Annotated in this window: 24 protein-coding genes, 1 tRNA gene and 1 pseudogene; 21 read left to right on the top strand and 5 right to left on the bottom strand. The window is 69.2% G+C overall.

All coding sequences use genetic code 11. The features are described 5' to 3' along the window. A partial coding sequence (locus ADL03_RS43565) for a hypothetical protein (RefSeq protein WP_197289161.1) occupies positions 1-397 on the bottom strand: 397 nt, incomplete at its 3' end. 29 nt (positions 398-426) lie between these two features. On the opposite strand from ADL03_RS43565, the gene ADL03_RS43560 reads away from it, so the two are divergent. The 8 genes from ADL03_RS43560 to ADL03_RS43525 all read left to right on the top strand — a co-directional run bounded on the left by ADL03_RS43560 (position 427) and on the right by ADL03_RS43525 (position 8,341). Further along, positions 427-978, top strand: a complete 552-nt coding sequence (locus ADL03_RS43560) for a GNAT family N-acetyltransferase (RefSeq protein WP_053739542.1) — start codon at positions 427-429, stop codon at positions 976-978. 64 nt (positions 979-1,042) lie between these two features. Beyond that, complete coding sequence (locus tag ADL03_RS43555; RefSeq protein ID WP_053739523.1) at positions 1,043-1,594, top strand: GNAT family N-acetyltransferase; 552 nt, start codon at positions 1,043-1,045, stop codon at positions 1,592-1,594. Between the two features lie 3 nt (positions 1,595-1,597). Then, positions 1,598-2,545: a Ppx/GppA phosphatase family protein gene (locus tag ADL03_RS43550; RefSeq protein WP_053739522.1), complete on the top strand. Its 948-nt coding sequence runs from the start codon at positions 1,598-1,600 to the stop codon at positions 2,543-2,545. Positions 2,546-2,740: 195 nt separating this feature from the next. After that, positions 2,741-4,339 carry an ABC transporter substrate-binding protein gene (locus tag ADL03_RS43545; RefSeq protein ID WP_231642851.1) on the top strand — a complete coding sequence of 533 codons (1,599 nt, stop codon included), beginning with the start codon at positions 2,741-2,743 and terminating at the stop codon, positions 4,337-4,339. 120 nt (positions 4,340-4,459) lie between these two features. Continuing rightward, a complete protein-coding gene (locus tag ADL03_RS43540) occupies positions 4,460-5,389 on the top strand; it encodes an ABC transporter permease (protein WP_053739520.1) in 930 nt (309 codons plus the stop codon). Further along, positions 5,382-6,356: an ABC transporter permease gene (locus tag ADL03_RS43535; RefSeq protein WP_053739519.1), complete on the top strand. Its 975-nt coding sequence runs from the start codon at positions 5,382-5,384 to the stop codon at positions 6,354-6,356. Before ADL03_RS43540 ends, ADL03_RS43535 begins: the two co-directional genes overlap by 8 nt. A gap of 10 nt (positions 6,357-6,366) precedes the next feature. Then, positions 6,367-7,353, top strand: coding sequence for an ABC transporter ATP-binding protein (locus tag ADL03_RS43530; protein ID WP_053739518.1), 987 nt, complete (start codon positions 6,367-6,369; stop codon positions 7,351-7,353). After that, a complete protein-coding gene (locus tag ADL03_RS43525) occupies positions 7,346-8,341 on the top strand; it encodes an ABC transporter ATP-binding protein (RefSeq protein WP_053739517.1) in 996 nt (331 codons plus the stop codon). The genes ADL03_RS43530 and ADL03_RS43525 overlap by 8 nt, the downstream gene beginning before the upstream one ends. A gap of 82 nt (positions 8,342-8,423) precedes the next feature. Here the strand turns inward: ADL03_RS43525 and ADL03_RS43520 are convergent, their stop codons facing one another. Together ADL03_RS43520 and ADL03_RS43515 are read right to left on the bottom strand one after the other, a co-directional pair. Beyond that, the gene (locus ADL03_RS43520) at positions 8,424-8,852 is read right to left on the bottom strand and encodes a GNAT family N-acetyltransferase (protein ID WP_053739516.1); all 429 of its coding nucleotides are present in this window, start codon (positions 8,850-8,852) and stop codon (positions 8,424-8,426) included. Next, positions 8,849-10,306, bottom strand: coding sequence for a S10 family peptidase (locus tag ADL03_RS43515; protein WP_053739515.1), 1,458 nt, complete (start codon positions 10,304-10,306; stop codon positions 8,849-8,851). The genes ADL03_RS43520 and ADL03_RS43515 overlap by 4 nt, the downstream gene beginning before the upstream one ends. Before the next feature lie 30 nt (positions 10,307-10,336). Here ADL03_RS43515 and ADL03_RS43510 point away from each other — a divergent pair, with 30 nt between their 5' ends. The 12 genes from ADL03_RS43510 (at position 10,337) to ADL03_RS43460 (ending at position 21,853) form a co-directional block, all read left to right on the top strand. Continuing rightward, entirely contained in the window at positions 10,337-10,969 is a 633-nt protein-coding gene (locus ADL03_RS43510) for a uracil-DNA glycosylase (protein WP_231642858.1), read from the top strand. A 12-nt stretch (positions 10,970-10,981) separates the two neighbouring features. Further along, complete coding sequence (locus ADL03_RS43505) at positions 10,982-11,203, top strand: hypothetical protein (RefSeq protein ID WP_053739514.1); 222 nt, start codon at positions 10,982-10,984, stop codon at positions 11,201-11,203. Positions 11,204-11,255: 52 nt separating this feature from the next. Continuing rightward, positions 11,256-11,861: a DUF4129 domain-containing protein gene (locus tag ADL03_RS43500; RefSeq protein ID WP_157529777.1), complete on the top strand. Its 606-nt coding sequence runs from the start codon at positions 11,256-11,258 to the stop codon at positions 11,859-11,861. Then, positions 11,858-12,208, top strand: a complete 351-nt coding sequence (locus ADL03_RS43495) for a hypothetical protein (RefSeq protein WP_053739512.1) — start codon at positions 11,858-11,860, stop codon at positions 12,206-12,208. Before ADL03_RS43500 ends, ADL03_RS43495 begins: the two co-directional genes overlap by 4 nt. Beyond that, positions 12,205-13,146: a MoxR family ATPase gene (locus ADL03_RS43490; RefSeq protein WP_053739511.1), complete on the top strand. Its 942-nt coding sequence runs from the start codon at positions 12,205-12,207 to the stop codon at positions 13,144-13,146. The genes ADL03_RS43495 and ADL03_RS43490 overlap by 4 nt, the downstream gene beginning before the upstream one ends. After that, complete coding sequence (locus tag ADL03_RS43485) at positions 13,143-14,372, top strand: DUF58 domain-containing protein (RefSeq protein ID WP_053739510.1); 1,230 nt, start codon at positions 13,143-13,145, stop codon at positions 14,370-14,372. Before ADL03_RS43490 ends, ADL03_RS43485 begins: the two co-directional genes overlap by 4 nt. Continuing rightward, on the top strand, positions 14,366-14,827 hold the full coding sequence (locus tag ADL03_RS43480) for a hypothetical protein (protein ID WP_053739509.1): 462 nt from the start codon (positions 14,366-14,368) through the stop codon (positions 14,825-14,827). The genes ADL03_RS43485 and ADL03_RS43480 overlap by 7 nt, the downstream gene beginning before the upstream one ends. A gap of 141 nt (positions 14,828-14,968) precedes the next feature. Next, entirely contained in the window at positions 14,969-16,294 is a 1,326-nt protein-coding gene (locus ADL03_RS43475; protein ID WP_053739508.1) for an NAD(P)/FAD-dependent oxidoreductase, read from the top strand. A gap of 233 nt (positions 16,295-16,527) precedes the next feature. Then, positions 16,528-16,650 (top strand): hypothetical protein, encoded by a 123-nt coding sequence (locus tag ADL03_RS50370; protein ID WP_255353474.1) that lies wholly within the window; start codon positions 16,528-16,530, stop codon positions 16,648-16,650. Then, the gene (locus tag ADL03_RS43470) at positions 16,647-17,750 is read left to right on the top strand and encodes a RimK family alpha-L-glutamate ligase (protein WP_082374043.1); all 1,104 of its coding nucleotides are present in this window, start codon (positions 16,647-16,649) and stop codon (positions 17,748-17,750) included. Before ADL03_RS50370 ends, ADL03_RS43470 begins: the two co-directional genes overlap by 4 nt. Positions 17,751-17,869: 119 nt before the next feature. Beyond that, positions 17,870-17,946, top strand: a tRNA-Leu gene (locus ADL03_RS43465). Between the two features lie 322 nt (positions 17,947-18,268). Next, positions 18,269-21,853 (top strand): DUF4082 domain-containing protein, encoded by a 3,585-nt coding sequence (locus ADL03_RS43460; RefSeq protein ID WP_053739507.1) that lies wholly within the window; start codon positions 18,269-18,271, stop codon positions 21,851-21,853. Positions 21,854-22,044: 191 nt separating this feature from the next. Here ADL03_RS43460 and ADL03_RS46375 read toward each other — a convergent pair. Both ADL03_RS46375 and ADL03_RS43445 read right to left on the bottom strand, forming a co-directional pair. Next, positions 22,045-23,047: pseudogene (locus tag ADL03_RS46375) on the bottom strand (IS5 family transposase). Between the two features lie 117 nt (positions 23,048-23,164). Then, positions 23,165-23,671, bottom strand: coding sequence for a very short patch repair endonuclease (locus ADL03_RS43445; RefSeq protein ID WP_053739506.1), 507 nt, complete (start codon positions 23,669-23,671; stop codon positions 23,165-23,167). A gap of 97 nt (positions 23,672-23,768) precedes the next feature. On the opposite strand from ADL03_RS43445, the gene ADL03_RS43440 reads away from it, so the two are divergent. Then, complete coding sequence (locus tag ADL03_RS43440) at positions 23,769-25,151, top strand: DNA cytosine methyltransferase (protein ID WP_369809097.1); 1,383 nt, start codon at positions 23,769-23,771, stop codon at positions 25,149-25,151. The last annotated feature ends 10 nt before the right edge of the window (positions 25,152-25,161 follow it).

Genomic DNA, 25,161 nt, shown 5'->3' with positions numbered 1-25,161 from the left:
GCCCCTCGACCCCGCCGTCGTCGTCCTCGGCCCCGTCGACCCCGCCGTCGTCCACCCCGTGCACGACGACGCCGTCGACCTCTCCCTCGACGTCCCCCTCGACCTCCCCGTCCTCGGCGCCGCCCTCCTCGTCGCCGTCGTGCCCGCCGTCGTCGACGCCGCCGTCGTCCTCGCCCTCGACCCCGCCCGCGTCGTCGTCCAACCCGCCCGCGCAGGACCCCTCGACCCCGCCCGCCGGCTCGTCCAGCCTGGGGACGACGTCCGTGACGCAGCCGGCCACGACGACGACGACCGCGGCCAGCAGCGTCGCGACGCCTCCGGCGACGACCACGGGGTCCAGCGGCCCGGTCCTGAGCACCACGACCTGATGCGGCCGGCCGCGTGATTCGCGCGGCACGGACGGCGTTGTCCGGCAAGGTGGGGACCGTGCGCCCTGCCTACCCCATCAAGACCGACCGCCTGCACCTGCGCCCGTTCGAGCTCACCGACCTCGACGACTACGCGGCCTACCGCACCCTTCCCGAGGTCAACCGCTACCTCCTCAACGAGGTGACCGACCGCGCCGCGACCGCCGGGCTGCTCGCCACGAAGACCACCCAGGCCGAGCTGACCGGCGACGGCCAGTGGCTCGCCCTGGCCGTGCACTGGCCGGAAGCGGGACGGGTGGTCGGCGACGTCGTGCTCAAGTGGCTGAGCGAGGAGCACCGCCAGGGCGAGATCGGCTACGTCCTGAGCCCCGAGTTCCAGGGCAGGGGGCTCGCGGGCGAGGCTGCGGGCGCGTTGCTGCGGGTCGGGTTCGAGGAGCTCGGGCTGCACCGGATCACCGCGCAGGCCGATCCGCGCAACGAGGCGTCGTGGCGGGTCATGGAACGGCTCGGGATGCGCCGCGAGGCGCACCACCGGCACCACCAGGTGTTCAAGGGCGAATGGGCCGACGTGCTCGTCTACGCCCTGCTCGCGGACGAGTGGACCGGATGACCCCGGCCGGTCCGCGTGCGTAATTCACGAGGCATCGACGGCGGCACACGGGCAGGGTAGGGGTGTGCGTCCCGACTACCCGATCAAGACCGCCCGTCTCCTCCTCCGCCCCTTCCACCCCGCCGACCTCGGCGACGTCCACGCCTACCGCGCCCTCCCCGAGGTCGCCCGCTACCTCTACGACGACCCCCTCACCAGGGAGGAGACCGCGGCGAAGCTCCAGAACTGGTCGACGATGGACGAGCTCACCGAGGAGGGGCAGTCGCTGGCCCTCGCGGTCGTGCTCGGCGGCACGGTCATCGGCGAGGCCGACGTCAAGTGGCTGAGCCGGGAGCACCGCCAGGGTGAGCTCGGATACGTCTTCAACCCGGCGTTCCACGGCAGGGGGTTCGCCACCGAGGCCGCCCGCGCGCTGCTCGGCCTCGCGTTCGGCCGGTTCGGGCTGCACCGGGTCATCGCCCAGTGCGACCCGCGCAACGAGCCGTCGTGGCGGGTGATGGAACGGCTCGGGATGCGCAGGGAGGCGCACTTCCGGCAGAGCGAGGTCTTCAAGGGCGAGTGGGGTGATCTCTTCGTCTACGCCATGCTTGCCGCAGAACATCGAGACGAGGAGTGATCCATGGCGCGGGTTGCCGCCATCGACTGCGGGACCAACTCGATCCGGTTGCTGGTCGCGGACGTGACCACCCGGGACGACGGGACGGTGTGGCTGCGGGACGTGCACCGCGAGATGAAGATCGTCCGGCTCGGGCAGGGGGTGGACGCCACCGGGCGGCTGCACCCCGATGCGATCGCGCGGACCAAGGCGGCGCTCACCGACTACGCGCGCACGATGCAGCGCAAAGGGGTCGAGCGGGCACGCATGGTGGCGACCAGTGCCACGCGCGACGCGAGCAACCGCGACGACTTCTTCGACATGACCCGGCAGCTCCTCGGCGCGCCGGCCGAGGTGATCACCGGGGACGAGGAGGCGCGGCTGTCCTACCTCGGCGCGGTGGCCGACCTCGACCCGGACGAGGGACCCTTCCTCGTCACCGATCTGGGTGGTGGCAGCACCGAGTTCGTCCTCGGCAGCGGCACGGAGGTCGAGGCGGCGCGGTCGATGGACATCGGCTGCGTGCGGCTCACCGAGCGGTTCCTGCACTCCGATCCGCCGGCGAAGGACGAGGTCGACAAAGCGGAAGCGTTTGCGCGCGAGCAGATCCGATTGGCGTTCGAAACGGTGCCGGTCGAGAAAACACGAACGTGGATCGGTGTGGCTGGAACGGTCACGACGTTGTCCGCGCTGGTCCAGGGCCTTGAGGTGTACAACAGCGACGAAATCCACCTCTCCCGCATCACACTTGACAACATTCGTGAAATCACTGACAGTGTTCTCTCCATGACACATGATGAACGGGCCGGGTTGGGACCCATGCATCCCGGCCGGGTCGACGTCATCTGTGGTGGAGCGATCGTTCTGCGCGCGATTGCCGAGGAGCTGGAGAATCGCGCGGGCACTGACGTGCTCGTTTGCAGTGAGCACGACATCCTCGACGGCATCGCCTTTTCGCTGGTCCAGGCGTGAATTAAGGTCGGCTTGAGGCGATCGTGACGAGTTTGTGACCGGTTTCGGTGCGCGTACTCCTGGACAGCCCGGTTAACGTCCTCTCACGTTTTGGGAGGTGGACGAGACCTCCCGGGGAGGCGCGCGCCCGCACCACTTGCGGCGGCGCCGGGGAATAGGCGGGAGAGATTGATGTCGCGATCACTGGTTGCGTGGGTGGCTTTGCCTGCCGCGCTGGCCATGACGCTCAGCGCGTGTGGCGGGGGTGGCGGTTCGTCGTCGTCCTCGGAGGGCAAGGAGAACACCGAGGGCACCGTGTCGATCTACGGCACCGAGCCCAAGAGCACCCTGCTCCCGGCCAACACGACTGAGGCCGGTGGCTCGAAGGTCACCGAGGCCCTGTTCGCGCGCCTGGTGGACTACGCGCCGGAGGACGGCAAGCCCACCAACCTCGTGGCCGACTCGATCACGTCGAGCGACGCCAAGGTCTACAACATCAAGATCAAGCAGGGCTGGAAGTTCCACGACGGCACCGAGGTCAAGGCGAAGAACTTCGTCGACGGCTGGAACTGGTCGGCGAACGCGAACAACGCGCAGCAGGCCGCCTCGTTCTTCTCGGTCATCCAGGGCTTCAAGGACGTGCACCCGGCCGACGAGGCCGCGAAGCCGACCGCGGACAAGATGTCCGGCCTCGAGGTCGTGGGCGACTACGAGTTCAAGGTCACGCTCAACGCGCCGACCTCGGTCTTCACCACGATGATCGGCTACCTGCCGTTCTCGCCGCTGCCGGACGCGTTCTTCGCGGACCCGAAGGCGTTCGAGGCCAAGCCGATCGGCAACGGCCAGCTGAAGTTCGTCTCGCGCACGCCGAACTCGCTCATCAAGCTGGAGCGCTTCGAGGACTTCAAGGGCGAGAAGGTCCACTTCAAGACCCTCGACATCAAGATCTACTCCAGCCAGGAGACCGCCTACCAGGACCTGGTGGCCGGCAAGCTGGACTTCATGGAGGCCCTGCCGCCGTCGGCCAAGGTCGGCGAGAAGTACAAGGCGGACCTCGGTGACCAGGTGCTCACCGCGAACCTGCTGGGCCAGAGCGCGATCGCTCTGCCGTACTACGTCCCGGCGTTCAAGGACAACGTGAAGCTCCGCCAGGCCATCTCGATGGCCATCAACCGGGAGCAGATCACCAAGACCGTGCTCGCGGGCTCGTACACGCCGTCCGACGGCTGGGTCTCGCCCGGCATCAACGGCCACCGCAAGGGCGTCTGCGGCGAGTACTGCACGTACAACCCGGAGAAGGCCAAGCAGCTGTTGAAGGAGTCCGGCTTCACCGGCAAGCTGACCATTCAGTCCAACCAGGACGGTGGCCGCAAGGAGCCCCTCGAGGCCGCGTGCAACAGCATCAAGCAGGCGCTGGGCGTGGAGTGCGAGTTCGTCGGTGCCACCAACTTCGGTGCGTACCGCCAGATCGTCGACGGCAAGCAGCTGACCGGCATGGCCCGTTCCGACTGGTCGGCCGACTACCCGTCGATCGAGAACTTCCTCAACCCGCTGTACCGCACCGGTGGTTCGTCGAACGACTCGAACTACTCGAACCCGACCGTCGACAAGCTCCTGGAGCAGGCTGACGGCACCGCGGACGAGGCCGCTGCGATCAAGCTGTACCAGCAGGCGGAGGACCAGATCGCGAAGGACATGCCGTCCATCCCGACCTGGAACGAGAAGGGCATCGGTGGCCGGTCCAAGAACCTGCTGGCCGCCAAGCTGACCTTCAAGCGTGACGCCGACCTCGCGTCGTTCCGCGTCAAGGGCTGACAGCCGAACACCCGCTGAGCAACAAGCACGATCCGGCCTCGCGTCCACGAAGCGTCACGGACGCGGGGCCGGAGCGGTGTTCCGGCTCAGACGCCCCCCACCACGCAAGGAGCCGACCTCATGGGTCGCTATGTGCTGCGCCGTCTGCTGCAGCTGATACCGGTCTTCCTGGGGACCACCTTCCTGATCTACGCCCTCGTCTGGGCGATTCCGCAGGACCCGTTCGCGGGCAAGTGCGGCCAGCGCCCGTGCGACCCGTCGTACATCGCCGAGATGAGCGCGAAGCTCAACCTGAACGACCCGCTGGTCATCCAGTACTTCAAGTACCTGGGCAACCTGGTCGTCGGTGACTTCGGCACCACGTTCAACGGCGTCTCCGTCGGCGAGCAGATCGCCACCTCGTGGCCCATCACGCTGAAGATGGGCATCATCGCGCTGATCATCGAGGCGGTCATCGGCATCATCGCCGGTGTCCTCACCGGTCTGCGCAAGTCCGGGTTCCTGGACAACCTGGTCCTGGTCTCGACGCTGTTCCTGATCTCGCTGCCGGTGTTCGTCACCGGTTTCGTCCTGCGCCTCTACCTCGGCCCGCAGGGCTTCGACCTCATGGACACCTCGGTCAGCTCCGACCCGACGTTCGGTGAGCTGATCCTGCCCGGCTTCGTGCTCGGCAGCCTCTCGATGGCCTACGTGGCCCGCCTGACCCGCAGCAGCATCGTGGAGAACCGCCGGTCCGACTACGTGCGCACCGCGATCGCCAAGGGCCAGCCGCAGTCCCGCGTCGTCGGCATCCACCTGCTGCGCAACTCGCTGATCCCGGTGATCACGTTCCTCGGCACCGACCTCGGTAGCCTCATGGGTGGCGCGATCGTCACCGAGGGCGTCTTCAACATCAACGGCATCGGCGGCCTGATCTTCCGCGGCATCCAGGAGAAGGAAGGCGTCATGGTCACGGGCATCGTGACCCTGCTGGTGCTCGTCTACCTGCTGATGAGCCTGCTCGTCGACCTCCTGTACGCCGTTCTCGACCCGAGGATTCGCTATGAGTGACCCAGGATCCGTGTCCGGTGGAGCCGGACTCGAGGCGTCCGCGGCGGCCGGTGTCGACCAGCTCAGCCACGTCGACGACTCGTCGCACAAGCAGCGCAAGCCCCGCTCGCTCTGGAGCGACGCGTGGGGTGAGCTGCGCACCAAGCCCACGTTCATCATCTCGCTGGTGATCATCGCGGTCGTCGTGCTGATGGCGATCTGGCCGACGCTGTTCACGTCGGTCGACCCGCGGGCCGCGAACCTCGACAAGTCGCTGCAGCCACCGTCGGGTGACGCGTGGTTCGGCTACGACCTGCAGGGCTACGACGTCTACGCCCGCGCCATGCACGGTGCCCGCGCGTCGCTGCTCGTCGGCATCTTCTCGACCCTGCTGACCGTGCTGATCGGCTCGGCCGTCGGCATCGTCGCCGGGTACGCGAAGACGTGGCTCGACAGCGTGCTGTCCCGGTTCGCCGACATCTTCGCCGGCATCCCGTTCGTGCTCGGCGCGATCGTCATCCTGACCACGCTGAACGCCCCGAGCGAGAACCCCGGCGTGTTCCGGATCGTCACCCAGGTGGTGCTCTCGATCGCGGTGCTGTCGTGGCCGGTCGCGATGCGCATCATGCGGTCCGCGACGCTCGTGGCGAAGCAGCAGGACTACGTCAAGGCCGCCCGCGGTCTCGGCGCCTCGCCGCTGCGCATCGTGTTCCGGCACCTGCTGCCGAACACGGTCGCGCCGGTGCTGGTGTACGCCACGATCGCGCTCGGCGCGTTCATCGGTGCCGAGGCGACGCTGGCGTTCCTCGGCATCGGCCTGCGGCCGCCGGTCGTGTCGTGGGGCGTGATGATCTCGGAGTCCCGCGACTACTTCCAGTCGGCACCGCACATGCTGCTGTTCCCCGCGGGCTTCGTGACGGTCACCGTCCTGGCCTTCGTCATGCTCGGCGACGCCGTGCGCGACGCACTCGACCCCAAGTCCCGATAGGGGAGATCTCGTGACTCAGCCATTGCTGGAGGTCGAGGATCTCCACGTGGAATTCCGCACCCGCGACGGTGTCGCCAAGGTGCTCAACGGCGTTTCGTACCACGTCTCCGCGGGCGAAACCCTCGCTGTGCTCGGTGAGTCGGGCTCCGGCAAGTCCGTGACCGCCCAGACGATCATGGGCATCCTGGACATGCCGCCGGCGTTCATCACCAACGGTGCGATCCGCTTCCGCGGTGAGGACCTGCTGAAGAAGTCGGCGGAGGAACGGCGCCAGGTCCGTGGCGAGGGCATCGCCATGATCTTCCAGGACGCGCTGTCGGCCCTGAACCCGGTGTTCACCGTCGGGTTCCAGATCGAGGAACAGCTCAAGGTCCGCCGCGGCATGTCCAAGGCGGACGCCCGCAAGCGGGCGGTCGAGCTGCTGGACCAGGTCAGGATCCCGAACGCCAAGGGCCGGGTCTCCGACTACCCGCACCAGTTCTCCGGCGGCATGCGGCAGCGCGCGATGATCGCGATGTCGCTCGCGCTCGACCCGGAGCTGCTGATCGCGGACGAGCCCACGACCGCGCTGGACGTCACGGTGCAGGCCCAGATCATGGACCTGCTCGCGGAGATCCAGAAGGAACGCGACATGGGCATGATCCTGATCACCCACGACCTCGGCGTCGTCGCCGACGTCGCGGACCGGATCTCGGTCATGTACGCGGGCCGCATCGTCGAGCACGCCGACGTCTACGAGCTGTTCCGCGCGCCGGGGCACCCGTACACCGAGTCGCTGCTGGAGTCGTTGCCGCGCCTGGACCTCAAGGGCCAGGAGCTGAAGACGATCAAGGGCCTGCCGCCGTCGCTCACCAACATCCCGCCCGGCTGCCCGTTCAACCCGCGCTGCCCGCGCGCGTTCGACCGGTGCGTGACCGAGGTCCCGGCCGTGCACAACCTGGGCATGGGCCGCACCAGCCGGTGCCACATCGCGGAGGAGGTCGTCGCTCGTGGCTGAGCCCATCCTCGAGGTCGAGAACCTCGTCAAGCACTTCCCGGTCCGCGTCGGCGTGCTGTTCAAGCGCACCGTGGGCCACGTCCAGGCCGTCGACGGCGTCTCGTTCACGCTCAACAAGGGCGAGACCCTCGGCGTCGTGGGCGAGTCCGGCTGCGGCAAGTCCACGCTGGCCCAGGTGCTGATGCGCCTGGAGCCGCCGACCTCGGGCGTCGCGCGCTTCGAGGGCCGCGACATGTTCGGCATGAAGGGCGCGGAGCTGCGCAAGCTGCGCCGCGACATCCAGATCGTGCTGCAGGACCCGTACACGTCGCTGAACCCGCGCATGACGGTCGGCGACATCGTGGGCGAGCCGTACGAGATCCACACCGAGGTGGCGCCCAAGGGCGACCGCCGGCGCAAGGTGCAGGAGCTGCTGGAGATCGTCGGCCTGAACCCGGAGCACATCAACCGGTACCCGCACCAGTTCTCCGGCGGTCAGCGCCAGCGCATCGGCATCGCCCGCGCACTGGCGCTCAAGCCCAAGGTGATCGTGTGCGACGAGCCGGTGTCCGCGCTCGACGTGTCGATCCAGGCGCAGGTCATGAACCTGCTGGGCGACCTGCAGACCGAGATGGGCCTGTCGTACGTGTTCATCGCGCACGACCTGTCCGTCGTGCGGCACCTGTCGGACCGCGTCGCGGTGATGTACCTCGGCAAGATCGTGGAGATCGGCACCGAGGAGCAGATCTACGAGCACCCGACCCACCCGTACACCCAGGCGCTGCTCTCCGCGGTGCCGGTGCCGGACCCGACCCAGCGCGGCCGGCGCGACGTCATCCGGCTGACCGGTGACGTGCCGTCGCCGATCGACCCGCCGTCGGGCTGCCGGTTCCGCACCCGGTGCTGGAAGGCGCAGGACATCTGCGCCACCGAGGTGCCGGAGCTGGTCACGCGGGTGGCCGGCCACCCGTCGGCCTGCCACTTCGCCGAGGAGCGCGCAGTCGTCTGACCGCTGTCGCGGATGCCACGCGGGGCCTTTCGCACGGTCCAACCGTGCGAAAGCGCCCCGCGTGCGTTCAGCGGCGAAGGGGTCAGGGCCTGGCGAGGTGGGTGAGCTCCACGCCGGGAGCGACCTCCTGGCGGCCGGTCTCGGCGAACCCGCGGTTGCGGTACAGCCGCAGCGCGGGCTCGTTGCGCGAGCCGGTGCTGACGACCTGCGGGCCGGGCGGCAACGCGTCGAGCAGCTTCGTCGCGATGCCACGCCGGTGCGCCCGCGGGTGCACGACGAGCCGGTGGATGTCGATGACGGATCCGTCGAGCACGTACGACACCGCGCCCACGAGCCCTTCGTCGTCGTACAGCCCGAGGAACGTCTCGCCGCACGCGCGCAGCTCGTCCAGTGACTCGTGCAGCGGCGGGATGCCGTCGAAGCCGATCAGCTCGGCCTCGACGGCGTACGCCAGCCGTTGCACCGTCCACAGCTCGCGCAGGACGGCGTCGTCGGTCAGGTCCAGGTTCACGTGTTCGACGAGTTCCTGACGAAGGCCGCGAGGTCCTCCGACTGCTGGATCCGGCTGGGCTCGTGCACGTACATCATGTGGCCGGCCGGGTAGTAGGCCGACTCGATGTTCGCGGTGAGCTCCTTCGGGATCTGCAGGTGCGAGAGGAGGTGCTCGGCGGCGAAGTACGGGGTGGCGCCGTCGTACCAGCCGAACGCGACGTGCACCTTGAGGTGCGGGTTCGCCCGCATGGCCGTCGAGAGCTTGCCCGCGGTCGTGACGTGGCGGCCCTCGAACTCCTTGTACGACCACTGCTCGATGGCCCGCGACAGCACCTCGTAGGGCAGGTCGCTGACGTAGCCCAGCTCGGCGTGCAGGTAGTGGTTGAGCACCGCCGCGTACGGCCCGAGGATGGCGTCGATGGACGGGTCCGCGGAGATCTCCTCGCGGCCGTAGTCCTTGTCCCACCCGGTGAAGCGGGCGTCGAGGCGGCCGACCGTCCTGCGGTCCCTGCGCAGCAGCTCGGTGAAGAACCGGATGTGCTCGATGCGCAGGTCGACCGCGTCCACGTACTCCTCGGACAGGCCGGTGAGGGCCGCGATCTTCGCGATCGCGGCGGCCCGCTCGTGGTCGGGCAGGCGGTTGCCGCGGGCCAGCGCGTACGGGTAGTCGCGCGAGGCGAACTCCTCGGCCTCGGCGAGCACCTCCTCGAGCGGCCGGTCGCCGTGCAGGCCGTGGTAGTGCGCGATCGCCGCGTACGTGGGCAGGTAGAGCGTGTAGGCCAGGTCGTGGCCCTCGTTGAACTGCAGCGTCGCGAAGTCCAGCACCGACGAGATCAGCATGAGCCCGTTGAGGTACATGCCGTGCTTCTTCTGCAGGTGCTCGGCCAGCCCCGCCGCCCGCAGCGTGCCGTACGACTCGCCGCACAGGAACTTCGGCGACATCCACCGCCCGTTGCGCGCGGTCCACAGCCGGATGATCTCGGCGATGGAGTCGATGTCCGGCTGGTAGCCGTGGTAGCTGCCCGGCTTCTCACCCTCCGCGGCCCGGGAGAACCCCGTCGACACCGGGTCGATGAACACCAGGTCGCTCTCCGCGAGCAACGTCTCCTCGTTGTCCGCGATCCCGTACGGCGGCGGCACGAGGTTGCCGACGTCGCCCGACAGCACCCGGCGGGGCCCGAGGAGACCCAGGTGCAACCACAGGCTGGCACTGCCCGGCCCACCGTTGAACGCGAACGTCACCGGCCGCTTGAGCGGGTCGGCCCCGTCGAGCGTGTAGGCGGTCAGGAACACCTCCGCCTTGGGCTTGTGGCCCTCGAACACGCCGTCCTTGAGCACCTCCTCCTTGAGCACGACACGACCGGTGGTGGCGGTGTAGTTCAGCTCCCGGCCCTTGAGGGTAATGCTGTGCTGGGTGGTGACCAGATCATCGGCAGGAGACGCTGGCTTCTCTTCGGTCTTCTCCTCGGACATGGGAGCAACACTACGGAACTCGACGATCGAATTGCGTCCTGTCGAGCGTGCCCGCGCCTGGTCGCGTGGCGCGAGACCGCCGCGCGGGTGAAGCGCGCCGCCTTCCGCGACCAGGTCTACTGGGGCCGGCCGGTACCCGGCTTCGGCCCCATGGACGCCTCGGTGCTGATCGTGGGCCTCGCACCCGCGGCGCACGGCGGCAACCGGACCGGGCGGATGTTCACCGGCGACCCGTCCGGCGACTTCCTCTTCCGGGCCCTGTACGAGGTCGGCCTCGCGTCACAGCCGACGAGCACGTCCCGCGACGACGGCCTGGAGCTCCGCGGCGTGCGGATGGCGTCCCCGGTGCGGTGCGCGCCGCCGGAGAACAAGCCGACGGCGGAGGAACGCGACCGCTGCTCGCCGTTCCTGCGCGAGGAGATGTCCCTGCTGTCGAACCTGCGCTCGGTCGTGGTGCTCGGCGGGTTCGGCTGGAAGGCGTTCCTGCCGCTGCTCGGGGTGTCCGACGTGAAGTTCGGGCACGGGGTGGAGGTGGAGGCCGGTGGGCTGCGGGTGTTCGGGTGCTACCACGTGTCGCCGCACAACACCTACACCGGCCGGCTGACGCAGGAGATGCTTCAGGACCTGCTGTGCCGCGCCAAGGAGCACGCGGGGCTGAGCTGACGGAGGTGGGCGATGGGCAAGCCGGGTCGCTGGCAGGTGCTGAGGGACGAGGGACCGGCCGCGTTCGCGTTGTACGCCGGGCTCGGCCTCGGGCCCCTCCAGGCGGTGCCGGACACCGTCGGCGGTGGTCACACCGTGCGCAAGCGCATCGCCGAGCACTCGGCCGCTCTGCGCGCGGTCATGCCGCACCTCGACGTGCCCGACGTGGCCGCCGTTCTGCGGAAGCACCGCTGATCGTGAGCGAACCGGTGGGGAAACGCGCCCGGTGCGTGCGACGCTGACGCGCATGAGGTGGTGGCGGGTCGGTGTGGCCATCGTGGCGTTGCTGGTCGTCGTCGCGGCGGCGAGCGGCACGTCGCCGGTGCGGTTCGTGCCGCGTGCGGACGACGCGGTGCCGCAGCCGGCGGACAACTCGCTGCCGGTCGACCTGCGGGTGCCCGGTGAGCTGCCGGACCTGGTCGCCGTGCCGTTCACGCTGTTCCTGTTCGCGCTGGTGGCGCTGGTCCTGTTCGGGCTGGTCGGCATCGTGCTCGCGGTCGAGCTGCCGCGGTGGCGCCGCCGCAGGGGCGTGCGCGGTGTGGAGGTGGGTGACGCGGTGACCGGGCGGGAGCGGGTGGTGCTCGGGCGGGTCGAGAAGGCGTTGCGGGAGTTCACCGAGCACCCGAACCGGCCGCCGCGCGACGCCGTGATCGCGGCCTGGCTGGCGCTGGAGGAGGCGCACACGCGCGAGCCGCACCAGACGCCGACCGAGTTCACCGCGAGCTTGAACGTCGACGCCGACGTGCTGAAGGACCTCTACCAGCGCGCCCGGTTCGGGCACGAGGAGGTCACCGCGCGGCAGGCGGACGCGGCCAGGGACGAGCTGGACCGCATCGTCCGGGAGCTCGCGTGAGGACGGCGCTGGCGCTGGGCGTCGGGGTCGTCGTCGGCGTGCTGCTGTGGTGGCTGGGCGCCACGCCGTTCTGGGCGGTCGCGCTGGCCGTGCCGCCGGCCGCGTTCGCCGTGCTGGTCACCCGGCTGCCCAGGGCGACGGACGTGGTGTGGAGCGGGCCGCCGCAGGCGCCGGGGTCGATCAGCACCGCGCACGCCAGCACGCTCGCGGGCCGGCTGGAGGAAGCGGCGGAGGACCAGGCGAAGTACGACGAACGGTTCCGCGCGCGGTTGCGCGCGCTCGGCATCGACGCCGCGAGCCTGCCGGACCCGCGGGAGCTCGCGGAACGACTCAGGAGGGTCGAGTGACGATCGAGCTGGAGGCCAAGGCCGTTCTCGACGAGATCGGCGAGGTCGTGGTCGGGCGGGGCCGGACGGTGCGGCTCGCGCTCGCGGCGGTCCTGGCCGGTGGGCACGTGCTGCTGGAGGACGTGCCGGGGCTGGGCAAGACGCTGATCGCCCGGTCGCTCGCGCAGGCCCTGCGCCTGGACTTCCGGCGCCTGCAGTGCACGCCCGACCTGCTGCCCGCCGACGTCACCGGCTCGTTCCTCTACGACCCCGGCACGCGCGAGTTCGAGTTCCGCGAGGGGCCCGTGTTCACCGGGCTGCTGCTGGCCGACGAGATCAACCGCACGCCGCCCAAGACGCAGTCGGCGTTGCTGGAGGCCATGCAGGAGCGGCAGGTCACGGTGGAGGGCCGCACGTTCGCGCTGCCCAGGCCGTTCCACGTGCTGGCCACGTCGAACCCGGTCGAGTACGAGGGCACCTACCCGTTGCCGGAGGCCCAGCTCGACCGGTTCCTGGTGCGGCTCGACATCGGCTACCCGCCCGCGGAGGAGGAGGTCGAGGTCCTGCGCAGGCGGCTCGCCCGGCAGCAGGAGGACGCCGAGGTCCCGCCGGTGCTCGCGCCCGGCCGGCTCGCCGAGCTGCAGCGCGAGCTCGAACGGTCCACCGTGGACGACGACCTGCTGCGGTACTGCGTCGACCTGGCCCGCGCGACCCGGCAGCACCCCGCCGTCGAGGTCGGTGCGTCACCCCGCGGCGCGCAGGGGCTGGTGCTCGTGGCCCGCGCACTGGCCACTTTGGACGGACGCGGGTACGTGCTGCCCGAGGACGTCGAGGAGGCCGCGGTCCCGGTCCTCGCCCACCGGCTCGTGCTGAAGCCGGAGACGTGGACCTCCGGCGTGAGCGGCGTGCAGGTGGTCACCGAGCTGCTCGGCAGGGTGCCGGGCCCGCCGAGCTCATGAGCAGGGCCGACCGGATCCGCGAGGCGTTCGTCGCCTCCCACGGCGCGCACTGGCACCCCACGGACGCCTACTCGCGCGCGGTGTGGCTGGGCGTCGGGCTCGTCGCGGCCGGGCTGTTCCTGCACGAGGTCGAGCTGGTCCTGTTCGGCGTCCCGCTCGTGCTGTCGGTGCTGCTCACCGCCAAGCCGAAGGGCCGGCCCGCGGTCGAGGTCCGGCCGGTGCCGCGCGGTGCGGGGACCGGGCTCGTGCACACCGTCGCCCACGTCGAGGGCGCGGACGCCGAGATCGCCGTCGTCAAGCTGCCCGAGGGGACCACCGCGCTGCCCGCGGACGTCGGCGACCTGCCCGTCGGGATCCGCCGCGACGCCTGGGGACCCGGCGTCGACCTGCGGCTCGACCACCTCTTCGCCGGACCGGACGGCCTGCACGTCTACGGCCCGGTCGTCGGCGTCGAGCACGTCCGCACGATCCTGCCGCCGGTCGAGCACCACCCGTCCGGCCCGCTGCCGCCGCGTCCCGCCGGCCTGGTCGGCAGCCACCGCTCGCCGCGCGCGGGCGACTCGACCGAGCTGCGCGACATCAGGGCGTTCCAGCCGGGCGACCGGCTGCGGCGGATCGACTGGCGGGTCACCACCCGCACCGGCACCGTCCACGTCCGCGAGCGGCACGCCGAGGCCGACGCCGAGGTGGTCCTCGCGCTCGACACCAGGACCGACCTGGGGCAGGAGGTCGCCGAGTGGGCGTCGGTCCGCCACGGCGCCACCACGCGCCCGGACGGCAGCCTCGACCGCGCGGTGCGCAGGGCCGCGTCGATGGCCGCCGGGTACCTGCGCCAGGGCGACCGGGTGGCGCTGACGGACCTGGGACGGCCGCAGCTCAACGTCCGCTCCGGCGTCGGCCGCCGCCACCTGATGCGCATCCGCACGCAGCTCGTCGTGTGCGCGCAGGCCGCGGGGTGGGCGCCACGGCCCGTGCTGCGCGGGCTCCCGCACGGCTGCGTGGTCGTGCTGCTGTCGCCGTTCATCGACGACGCCATCGCCGAGCTGGCCGTGCAGACGGTCAAGCACGGTCACATGGTGCTGGCGGTCGACACGTTGCCGTCGCCGCTGCGACCCGACCGCGAGACGCCGTGGGGTGAGGTGGCGGCGGAGCTGATCGCCGCGGAGCACCGGGTGCGGCTGCGGCGCATGGCCCGGCACGGCGTGCGGGTGACGAGCGGATGCTGATCCGGTTCGCGATCGTCCTCGCCGCGCTGCCGGTGGCGCTGATCCTGCACGCCCAGTCGGACTCCATCGCGCCGTTGCTCATCGTCGCGGCGTTGACGGCGTTGTCGGCGCTCATGCCCGCGAGCGCCGGGCCGGCGTTGCTCATCGGGTACGCGGCGCTCGTGATGGCGTTCGCGGACGGGCCCCCGTTGCGGCTCGGAGTTCTGCTGATGATCCCGTTGTTGCACCTCGTCCACGTGACTTCCGCACTCGCCGCGGTCGTTCCGGTTAAAACGAGAATTGGGCTCGCGGCGGTGAAAGCGCCGGCCCGCCGGTTCGCCATTGTCCAGGCGGTCACATTCGTTCTCGCCGCCTTCGCCGCGGTCGTCCCGTCAGGGTCCGGCACCGGGGTCGTGGAGGTGCTCGGACTGGCCTGTCTGACGGTCCTCATCGGGGTGGTCGCACTGAGGATCTGAACCGTTCCTCTCAGCGAGAACCGTGCAAACGGGCGGCAATCCGCAGGCCAGTGCGGGGGTGTCCGGCATCACCTGGCGACGGCGGTCACAACGGCCCCTCCGGACGCGCGAAAAAGGGGACCTCGGTGTCACCATGTGCGTATGGCTGCTGTGAAGTCGCAACCCACGCGGATCGTGATTGTCGGCGGTGGGTACGTCGGGATGTACACGGCTCTCGGACTGCAGAAGAAGCTGCGATCCGGTGAGGCGTCGGTCACCGTCATCGACCCGCAGCCGCACATGACCTACCAGCCCTTCCTGCCCGAGGCGGCGGCCGGCTCCATCGAGCCGCGCCACGTCGTCGCCCCCCTGCGCAAGGTGCTCAAGCGCTGCCACGTCGTCACCGGCCGCGTCACCAAGATCGAGCACGCGCGCAAGATCGTGACCGCCGAGCTGTCGGACGGTCACGTCGAGGAGATCGAGTACGACGTGCTCGTCTCCGCGCTGGGTGCGATCTCCCGCACGCTCCCGATCCCCGGCCTGGCCGAGGTCGGCATCGGCATGAAGACGATCGGCGAGGCGATCTACGTCCGCAACCACGTGCTGTCGCGCCTGGACCAGGCCGCGAGCACGAACAACGCGGAACTGCGCAAGAAGCTGCTCAGCTTCGTCGTGATCGGTGGCGGCTTCGCGGGCATCGAGACGCTCGCCGAGCTCGAGGACATGACGCGGTATGCGCTTCGGTACTACGAGGGTGTCAAGCCGGAGGAGATGAACTGGGTCCTCGTCGAGGCGATGGGCCGGATCATGCCCGAGGTCTCCGCGAAGCTCGGCGCGTGGACGGTCGAGGCGCTGGAGAAGCGCGGCATCAAGATCTACCTCGACACCCGCGTGAAGTCGCTGGAGAACGGCCACGTCGTCCTGGACGACGGCACCGAGTTCGACTCCGACACGATCATCTGGACCGCCGGCATGAAGGCGAACCCGGTGCTGCGCAACACCGACCTGCCGCTCGACGAGCGCGGTCGCGTCCGCTGCACCGCCGCCATGCAGGTGCAGGGCCTCGACGGCGTGTGGGCCGCCGGTGACTGCTCCGCGGTGCCGGACCTCTCGCGCACCGACGAGGACCCGACGGCGACGTGCGTGCCGAACGCGCAGCACGCCATCCGCCAGTCGAAGCTGCTCGCCAAGAACATCGTCGCGTCGCTGCGCGGCCAGCAGCCGAAGGACTACTTCCACAAGTACCTCGGCTCGGTCGCCGGCCTCGGCCTCTACAAGGGCGTCGCGGACGTGTTCGGCCTGCGCTTCAAGGGCCTGCCGGCGTGGTTCATGCACCGCAGCTACCACGTCGCGTTCATGCCGACCGTCAACCGCAAGCTGCGCGTGCTGATGGACTGGACGCAGGCGCTGTTCTACGGTCGCGAGGTCGTGGCGCTCGGTCAGATCAACGACCCGAAGTCGGACTTCGACCGCGCGGTCCAGAGCTGACCTCAGCGAAGTGCGGCTGACCCGATCGGCCCACCATCGCTAGCTGTGAGTGTGAAGATGCCCCGGACGATCCCTCGTCCGGGGCACTCTTCTGGCCCATGGGCGGAACTTAAGCGCCCAATAGGAGTAATGCGCCGACACTTGCCTTGACATTGCGTTACGTGAACCTGAGACTACGGCTGGTGCATCACCTGAATGCGTGGTGCGCCCGTGTGGGGAGAGAGGTGATCCCGATGTCTCTCGAGGAGCTGGCCGCACAGCTTCGTCGTGGCGAGATCGAGGACCCCGCGTTGGCGCAGTACGCCGCAGAGTACGCGCAGGCGGGGAAGAGTTTCCGCAGCAAGAAGGACGATTGAGCAGGTCGGCTGACGGACGGGTGCCCGGTGCCCCGTCCGAGGCTGCCAGGCCGCTGCTGCTGCAGGGCCAGGACTACCTCTTCCGCTCACCGCCCAAGTGCCTGGACTTCCAGGAACAGGTCCACCGCCTCGGCATGGTCGACGAGGGCGACGGCAACCCCCAGCCCTGCGTGCTGGTGCTCGCCCGCGCCGCCGACATGGAGATGAACGAGCTCTCCATCGCACTGGCCGAGCGCGGCATCCGGATGGCCCGCATCGACGCCGACCGCTGCGTCGACCTCCCGCTCTCCGTCTACACCGACCAGCCCCTCGTCGAGCTCGACCGCTGGCTGCTGCGCCCCCTGCTGGTCTGGCGCCGCCACTTCGAGCTCTCCGCGGTCCCCGTCGAGCCCGGCACCCTCGCCGGCGCCTACGCGGTCGACCAGTGGGCCTCAGTGGCCAACTGGCTGTCCTCCCGCTCGGACTGGGCCCACGTGAACCCGTCGCGCTTCTCGACGCACCTGGACCGCCTCACGCAGCTCTCCGACGCCTCCGCGTTCGGCCTGCGCGTCCCCCGCACCGCCGTGACGACACGCCCCGGCCGCACCCGTCCCGGCGGCGGCCACTGCATCGTGAAGACCGCGGGCCGCCACCTGCTGGAACCCCGCCCCGGCGTCCAGCACGGCCTGTTCCCGCGCCCCCTGGAGACCTCCCGCGCCTCCGATGCCCCCGAACCCGCCCCGGTGATCGTCCAGGAGTACGTCCCCTCCGACACCGAGCTGCGCGTCTTCGTGATCGGCGAACGCTGCATCGCCTACCAGGTCGACAAGCTCGACCCCGCCCAGCTCTGGGTGGACCCGGACGCCGTGCGCGTCACCCCGACCTCGGTGCCCACGTCCCTGTCGGACCGCCTGCTCGCACTGGCCAGGCACTGGCGCGTCCAGGTCGCCGCCTTCGACCTCCTCGTCACCGGCCGCGACCACGTGTTCCTGGAGATCAACGTCAACTGCGACTGGCGCTGGTTCGAACACCGCGCCGGCGACAACTCCGTCTCCGCCGCCGTCCACGACTGGGTGGCGCTGCGCTTCAAGGAGCTGCTCGGAGCGGGGAGGACGCGCTGATGTTCGGGTCCGTTCGATGCTTAGCCGGATGCTCGCTCTAGTCCAATTCACTGGGCCGCTCGGGCGAGAAACGACCATCCGCTCACACAAGCCGACGATCAAGCCCTAGGCTCCCCGTCGCCCCCGTAGCCCAATCGGTAGAGGCAGGTCCCTTAAAAGGATCACAGTACGGGTTCGAATCCCGTCGGGGGCACCATGCGCTTCACCCGGTGGAACATGGTGCTGAGCAGCGCAGCCGGTGCAGCCAGTTGATCTTGTCACTGTCGGTGACACCCATTGGCCGCCAATGGTTTCCGGCGCCGCAGGCGATCTTGTGCGCCTGCGTGCGCCATCGTTCCGCAGGTCATCCGTGCGTGCTCTGCGTCACCAAATCCGTCCGGACGCAAGCCTTTTGGCAAACCTTTCAGCCCCCGTTACGGCATTCGGGTGGCTGCCCCTCACAGGCCGTAACAACCCCATAGGGGAGCCGTACATCCAGGTCACGAGCACTTCTCCGAACGCAAGAGGGGGCGTGGGAGATGCCGAACCTGATCGTGACCGAGAACCAGCTGCCGGGCAGCCCGAAGACCGAGTGGGACGGCATCAGCGGGCCCGCCGACCCCAACCTCGCGGGTTTCACGACGAAGCTCAGCGTCAACAGTGGCCAGACGATCGACTTCAAGATCCACACCAGCTCCGCGAACTACCGGATCGACATCTACCGGCTCGGCTTCTACGGGGGAGCGGGCGCGCGGAAGGTGCACACCATCCAGCGCGGTGCGGCGTCGGTGCAGCCCGCGGCGTTCCGCGATGCGAGCACCGGGCTGTGGGACGCGTCGAACTGGTCGGTGACCGCGTCGTGGGCGGTGCCGGCGACCACGGTGTCCGGCGTGTTCCTCGCGAAGCTGGTGCGCCAGGACGGGACGCCGGGGGCGTGCCACATCCCGTTCGTGGTGCGCGACGACGGGGCGCGGCGCGACATGGTGTTCCAGACCTCGGACACCACGTGGCACGCCTACAACGGCTGGGGAGGCGCGAACCTCTACGGCGGCGACCCGGCCTCGGGGCGGCCGGAGGGGCGGGCGTTCAAGGTCAGCTACAACCGGCCGTACAGCACGCGGCTGACCGACGGGGGCACGTACGCCGGGCCGCAGGACTTCGTGCTCAGCGCCGAGTACGCGATGATCAGGTGGTTGGAGCGCAACGGGTACGACGTCGCGTACGTGACCGGTGTGGACGTCGGGCCGGGCAACTACGCGCTCACCGACCACCACGTCTACCTCTCGGTCGGGCACGACGAGTACTGGTCGGGGGAGCAGCGCGCGCACGTCGAGGCGGCCAGGGACGCGGGGGTGCACCTGTGCTTCTTCAGCGGCAACGAGGTCTACTGGAAGGTGCGCTGGGAGCCGGACGTCGGCGGCACGCCGAACCGGACCCTGGTCTGCTACAAGGACACCCGCAACGTCGCGAAGGTCGACCCGAGTCCGGAGTGGACGGGCACCTGGCGTGACCCGGCGTTCTCGCCGCCGTCCAACGGGGGCCGGCCGGAGAACCGGCTGACGGGCACGATCTTCTCCGTCGACTCGCACCAGGCCGACCGCATCGAGGTGCCCGCGGCGTACGGGAAGCTGCGGTTCTGGCGCAACACCGGGATGGCCGCGCTGCCCGCCGGGCAGACCGGCTACATCGAGGACGGCGTGCTGGGCTACGAGTGGGACGAGTCGCCGGACACCCGGTTCCGGCCACCGACGCTGGTCAAGCTCTCGCGCACGGACCGGTTCATCCCGCAGAAGTACCTGATCGACTACGGGCGCACGACCGCGGACGGCAACGCCACGCACCACCTGACGCTGTACAAGGCGCCCAGCGGTGCGCTGGTCTTCGGTGCGGGCACGGTGTTCTGGTCGTTCGCGCTCGACACGGTGCACGACTACACGAGTTCCGACCCGAACATGCCCGCCGTGCCCGAGGACCGCGACGCCCAGCAGGCGACGGTGAACCTGTTCGCGGACATGGGTGTGCAGCCGGAGACGTTGCAGGGCAACCTGACGCCCGCGACGGCCACGACCGACACCGCGGCGCCGGTCACGGTGATCACGGCACCGGCGAACGGCGCGACGTTCACGCAGCAGGCGCAGGTGACGATCAGCGGCACCGCGAGCGACGCCGGCGGCATCGTCGCCACCGTCGAGGTCTCCACGGACAACGGCCAGACCTGGCGGGCCGCCACGGGCACCACGAACTGGTCGATCAGCTGGTGGCCGCAGCTGCCCGGCACGTACACGATCAGGGCGCGGGCGGTCGACGACAGCCTCAACGTCGAGAACGGCCCGGCGCGCACGGTCACCGTCACGCCCGCCGCGTCGGTGCGGCTCTTCCAGCCGACGGACGTGCCGTTCACGTTGCGGACCGACGACGAGAACCCGGTCGAGCTCGGCATGCGGTTCTCCGTCAACACGCCGGGTTCCGTCACCGCGCTGCGGTTCTACAAGAACCCGTACAACCTCGGCACGCACACCGGCCGGCTCTACAACGCGAGCGGCGTCAGGCTCGCCGCGGTGGAGTTCACCGGGGAGACGGCGAGCGGCTGGCAGCAGGTGGGCATCGCACCGGTCGCGCTCACCCCCGGCGAGACCTACACCGTCAGCGTGCACTCGGCCCGGTACTCCAACGCCGACTACAACTACTTCCACGTGCCGCGCACGTGCGGCGCGATCACCGCACCCGCCGAGGCCGGTGTCTTCCGCTACGGCACGGGCGGGACCATGCCCACCGAGACGTTCCTCAAGTCCAACTACTGGGTCGACGTGGTGTTCGCGCGCTCCGGCGGTGCGGGCACCCTGCCGCCCAACGCCGTCGGCAACAGCGGCTTCACCACGCCGGTCGGCACCGCGCTCACCATCCCCGCGGCCACGTTGCTGGCCAACGACTCCGACCCCAACGGCTACCCGGTCTCGATGGTGTCGGTGGGTTCGGCGACCAACGGCACGGTGAGCTTCAACGCGGGCACGCAGACCGTGACCTTCAGTCCTGTCAGCGGTTTCTCCGGGGCCGCCAGCTTCCAGTACACGATCACCAACGGGTTCCTGCAGGCGTCGACGACGGTCAGCCTGACCGTCGGTGCCGCGATGGTCACGCAGTCGCTGTTCACCGCGGGCGACGTCCCCGCCGTCACGGACTCCCACGACAACGGGCCGGTCGAGCTCGGCATGAAGTTCCAGTGCACCGTGCAGGGCGCGAACGCGACGGGCGTGAAGTTCTACAAGGGTTCCCTCAACACCGGCCCGCACACCGGCCGGCTGTGGAACGCCGGCACCGGCGCGTTGCTGGCCACCGCGACCTTCACCGGCGAGACCGCGAGCGGCTGGCAGAGCGCGACCTTCCCGGCGCCGGTGCCGCTGACCCAGAACCAGCTCTACGTCGTCTCCTACCACACGACCACGAAGTACTCGGTGACCGAGAACGGCCTCGCGACCGCGCGGGTCGCGGGTCAGCTCGTCGCACCGGCGAGCGGAAACGTCGGCGGCAACGGCGTTTTCACCTATGGCGCCGCCGGTGCCTTCCCGGTGTCGTCGTTCGCCTCGACCAACTACTTCGTCGACGTCGTCGCCGCCGTGCCGGCCCAGCCGCCGGCACCGGTCTCGTTGTTCGCCGCGTCCGACGTGCCCGCGGTCGTGAACTCCACCGACGCCGGGCCGGTGGAGCTGGGCGTCAAGTTCCGCACCACGTCGGCGACCGCCAGCGCCACGGGAATCCGGTTCTACAAGGGTTCCCTGAACACCGGCACGCACGTCGCGCACCTGTGGAACGCCGCCACGCAGCAGCTGCTCGCGACGGCCACGTTCAGCGGCGAGACGGCGAGCGGCTGGCAGACGGTGACCTTCGCGAGCCCGGTGCCGTTGTCGCCCAACACCACCTACATCGCCGCCTACCACGCGCCGGTGCGCTACTCGGTGACGAACGGCTACTTCGCCGCCGACCGGGTCGTCGGCCCGTTGTCGGCGCCGTCGAGCGCGAACGCGGGCGGCAACGGCGTCTTCACCTACGGCCCGGCCGGGTCGTTCCCCGTGTCGAGCTTCGACGCGACGAACTACTGGGTGGACGTGGTGGTGCAGGCCGGCTGACGTGCGGCCACTGGACGGCACTGTGAAGCGATAGCAACGGGCTTCGGCGCCAACGGCGACGCGATGCTGAGGCGGGTGCAACGGCTCTGCATTCAGCGCTAAGTGGTTAGAACACGTCCCTTGGGAATCTGTTAACTTGGCTGAGAGGCAGGTACAGGCCGGTGTGTACTAGGAGCCGTTTGAGGTTTCGATCATGTGGTTGAGGTCAGGGTTGTCAGCCACATGATCGCTGCGCGCAGACGTAATCCGGCCTCGTAGGTTTTCTGGTGACTTGTCAAAGCGGGTGGCCAGGCCACGCCATGTCTTGATCTTCTGGAAGCAGCGTTCGACGGTGTTGCGCCGCTTGTAGCGCGCGGGTTCGAACGAGACCCGCCGCTTGTAGCGCGCGGGTTCGAACGAGACCGGTCGGCCTCCGGCGGAGCCCTTCTTCTTCCGGCTGGCCTGCTGGTCGGTCTTCTCCGGAATCACAGCGGTGATCCGGCGGCGCCGCAGATATGCCCGGTTGGCCTTGGAGGAGTACGCCTTGTCCGCAGCCACCGCGCCCGGACGAGTCCGGGGCCGACCGACCGGACCGCGAACCCGAACCCGGTTCAGCACAACCTGGAACTGCGGGCAGTCCGCGGCCTGGCCGGGCGTGAGCACGAACGCCAGCGGCAGCCTACCCGCGTCGACAGCGGCGTGGATCTTGCTGCTCAGCCCGCCTCGGGACCGGCCGAGCCCAGCCGCCGCCGCCCGCGCCCTGCGGCGGCGCCGGAGAGCGGCACGGTCCTGATCGGCAGACGTGCCCGTGCCTTCCTGACCCGGCGCGGCATACGGCTGATCACCCGCAGCACCTGTTGCTGGGTGGGCAACGGAGTCCCTTTTCCTCGGTCAGCGCCTGCTCCAAGGCGTCGAGGGTCTCCCCGGCGATCGCCAGGCCGGCCGATTCGTGGTGCGCTCGCACGATCGTGGAATCCACGCTGACCAGTTCCAGCCCGACCTGGCCGCGGGACGCGGCCTCGGCGATCAGCGCGTCCATCAGCGCCTGGAACACTCCCGCCTTCGCCCAGGCGTTGAACCGGGAGTGACGGTGGACCAAGGCCCGTACCGCTCGGGGACGTCACGCCAGCCTGGTCCGGTGCGAAACCGCCACAGGATCCCGTTGAACTGGTCCCGCACCCGCCACGGCAACGGACCCGTGGCCGCTACCGGCATATGTGGCTCGATCAGCGCCCACTCTGCATCGGTAAGATCAAAACGCCCACATCCGTGTTCTACCAGTCCCACCAGCACACCACCGGGCTCAACCTAGATCCGAACCCCAAACAGCTCCTAGTGCGTTTTCTGGTCGAATGAGTTAGATTCGAACCCGTGTTCGACAGCGGTTGCGACTCGCTCAACTGCGGTGTCAAGGGTCTCGTGCTCCCAGATGCGGATCACCGCCCATCCCGCTGCGGTCAGAGTCTCGTCGGCTCGTCGGTCGCGTTCGATGTTGCGCCTGAGCTTCGGCGTCCAGTACCAGTCGTTGGTGGTGGGCTGTCTTCCGTGTTCCGGGCAAACGTGCCAGAAGCAGCCGTCGACGAACACGGCGATCCTCCGCGCGGTGAAGACGATGTCAGGCCGGACCTTGACGCCGTCGTCGAACCGGAGCAGATGATCTTTCCGGTAGCGCAGCCCGCGCCGGTGCAACGCGCTTCGCAACGCGACCTCGGGCTTGGTCCCGGAACGCCGGTTCGCCTGCATGTTCCGCGATCGTCCCTCGTTGAGCGGCGCAGGGTAGGTGCCTTGGGCGTGAGCACGCTCACGCCGTGCTTTGCGGTCTTCTTCGGGCACGATCATCCCGTCTAGCAGGTCGACTTGTACCGGTGCTGCTGGTGCCGGAAGATACCCCAGTCTTGTCGTCCATATGCGGCGCGAACAAACGAAAGGAGGGCCTGTGAACGCCCCCGAGGCCGGGAAGCCGTTGAAGGTTGTCGAGATCTGCGCCGGCGCAGGTGGGCAGGCCCTCGGGCTCATGCAGGCAGGCTTCGAGCATGAACTTGCGATTGAACTGGATCCAACCGCGGCTGACACGCTCCGTCTGAACCTGCGTGCCCGCCACGGCACGATCGAGAAGTCAGCAGCAGAGCCCGTCCAGCCGAAGCGTGGAAGCCGGAAGTCCCAGTCAGAGTCAACGGATGTCAAGATCGTCGACGGTGTGATAACGGGCGATGTCGCAGCTCCTGAGGTGTGGGCGGCAGCACACGACGCTGGCATTGCGCTTCCTGCGGGGTTCGACCTCCTGGCTGGCGGTGTGCCGTGCCCGCCCTTCAGCGTTGCGGGCAAACAGCTCGGCGCCGAAGACGAACGAGACCTCTTTGCCTGGGCTGTGCAGCAGTGTCAGACGTTGAAGCCTCGTGCGCTGCTGCTCGAGAACGTGCGCGGGCTGAGCATGCCGAGGTTTGCCGGCTACCGGCAGCACATCCTCGACACGCTCATCGAGATGAAGTACGTCCCCGAGTGGCGGTTGCTCCAGGCTTCTGACTTCGGTGTTCCACAGCTGCGCCCACGGTTCGTCCTGGTGGCGTTGCAGGAGGAGTTCGCACCATATTTTCACTGGCCCGAACCGCAGGGCAAGGCGTTGACAGTGGGGGAAGCCTTGCGGGACCTCATGGCGGCCCGCGGCTGGGAAGGTGCTGACGACTGGGCAGCGAAGGCCAACGACATCGCTCCTACGGTTGTTGGCGGGTCGAAGAAGCACGGTGGCGCTGACCTGGGTCCGACTCGAGCGAAGAGGGCGTGGGCACAGCTCGGCGTCGACGCGATGGGTATCGCGAATGAGCCGCCTGGGCCAGGAGCAGACTTCGGCAATGCTCCTGGGCCGAAGCTGACTACGGAGATGGTGCAGCTGTTGCAAGGCTGGCAGCATGGCGAATGGCAATTCACCGGTTTGAAGACCTCTAGGTATCGCCAGGTCGGAAACGCCTTCCCGCCGCCTGTGGCGAAAGCCGTGGGCCTCGCGATCAAGTCAGCTCTGCTCAAGGAAGGCGAACCCAGCGGCCGCGATGTCGACGCCCAGCACGATCCCATCTATCGGGCGTTGCATACCGCAGGGGACTTTCTCACCGCAGCGCAGATCTCCAGGGCGATCGGCACCGAGCTGGAGGCGTACGACCTCGAGCACCGGATCTCCCTGCTGAGCAAGGACTTCAACGTTGAGATCCGTACCAGCAAGAGCGGTGTGGCGGCGTTCAAGATCAGCGGATTTAAGGGGTTCGTCGGGCAGGCTGACCATGTCCGCCATGACCTCTTCAGCCTGAACAAGTCCAAAATCAGTTGACAGCTCGGCG

The organism is Nocardia sp. NRRL S-836, from assembly GCF_001279525.1.
Taxonomy (GTDB): domain Bacteria; phylum Actinomycetota; class Actinomycetes; order Mycobacteriales; family Pseudonocardiaceae; genus Lentzea.
This window is presented reverse-complemented; position numbering and strand designations above follow the sequence as displayed.

Coding starts and splice junctions, on each gene's coding strand:
- ADL03_RS43475 (WP_053739508.1), top strand. CDS start 14,969: ATGGCTGCTGTGAAGTCGCAACCCACGCGGATCGTGATTGTCGGCGGT.
- ADL03_RS43535 (WP_053739519.1), top strand. CDS start 5,382: ATGAGTGACCCAGGATCCGTGTCCGGTGGAGCCGGACTCGAGGCGTCC.
- ADL03_RS43505 (WP_053739514.1), top strand. CDS start 10,982: ATGGGCAAGCCGGGTCGCTGGCAGGTGCTGAGGGACGAGGGACCGGCC.
- ADL03_RS43550 (WP_053739522.1), top strand. CDS start 1,598: ATGGCGCGGGTTGCCGCCATCGACTGCGGGACCAACTCGATCCGGTTG.
- ADL03_RS43445 (WP_053739506.1), bottom strand. CDS start 23,671: ATGATCGTGCCCGAAGAAGACCGCAAAGCACGGCGTGAGCGTGCTCAC.
- ADL03_RS43460 (WP_053739507.1), top strand. CDS start 18,269: ATGCCGAACCTGATCGTGACCGAGAACCAGCTGCCGGGCAGCCCGAAG.
- ADL03_RS50370 (WP_255353474.1), top strand. CDS start 16,528: ATGTCTCTCGAGGAGCTGGCCGCACAGCTTCGTCGTGGCGAGATCGAG.
- ADL03_RS43515 (WP_053739515.1), bottom strand. CDS start 10,306: ATGTCCGAGGAGAAGACCGAAGAGAAGCCAGCGTCTCCTGCCGATGAT.
- ADL03_RS43485 (WP_053739510.1), top strand. CDS start 13,143: ATGAGCAGGGCCGACCGGATCCGCGAGGCGTTCGTCGCCTCCCACGGC.
- ADL03_RS43500 (WP_157529777.1), top strand. CDS start 11,256: ATGAGGTGGTGGCGGGTCGGTGTGGCCATCGTGGCGTTGCTGGTCGTC.
- ADL03_RS43540 (WP_053739520.1), top strand. CDS start 4,460: ATGGGTCGCTATGTGCTGCGCCGTCTGCTGCAGCTGATACCGGTCTTC.
- ADL03_RS43480 (WP_053739509.1), top strand. CDS start 14,366: ATGCTGATCCGGTTCGCGATCGTCCTCGCCGCGCTGCCGGTGGCGCTG.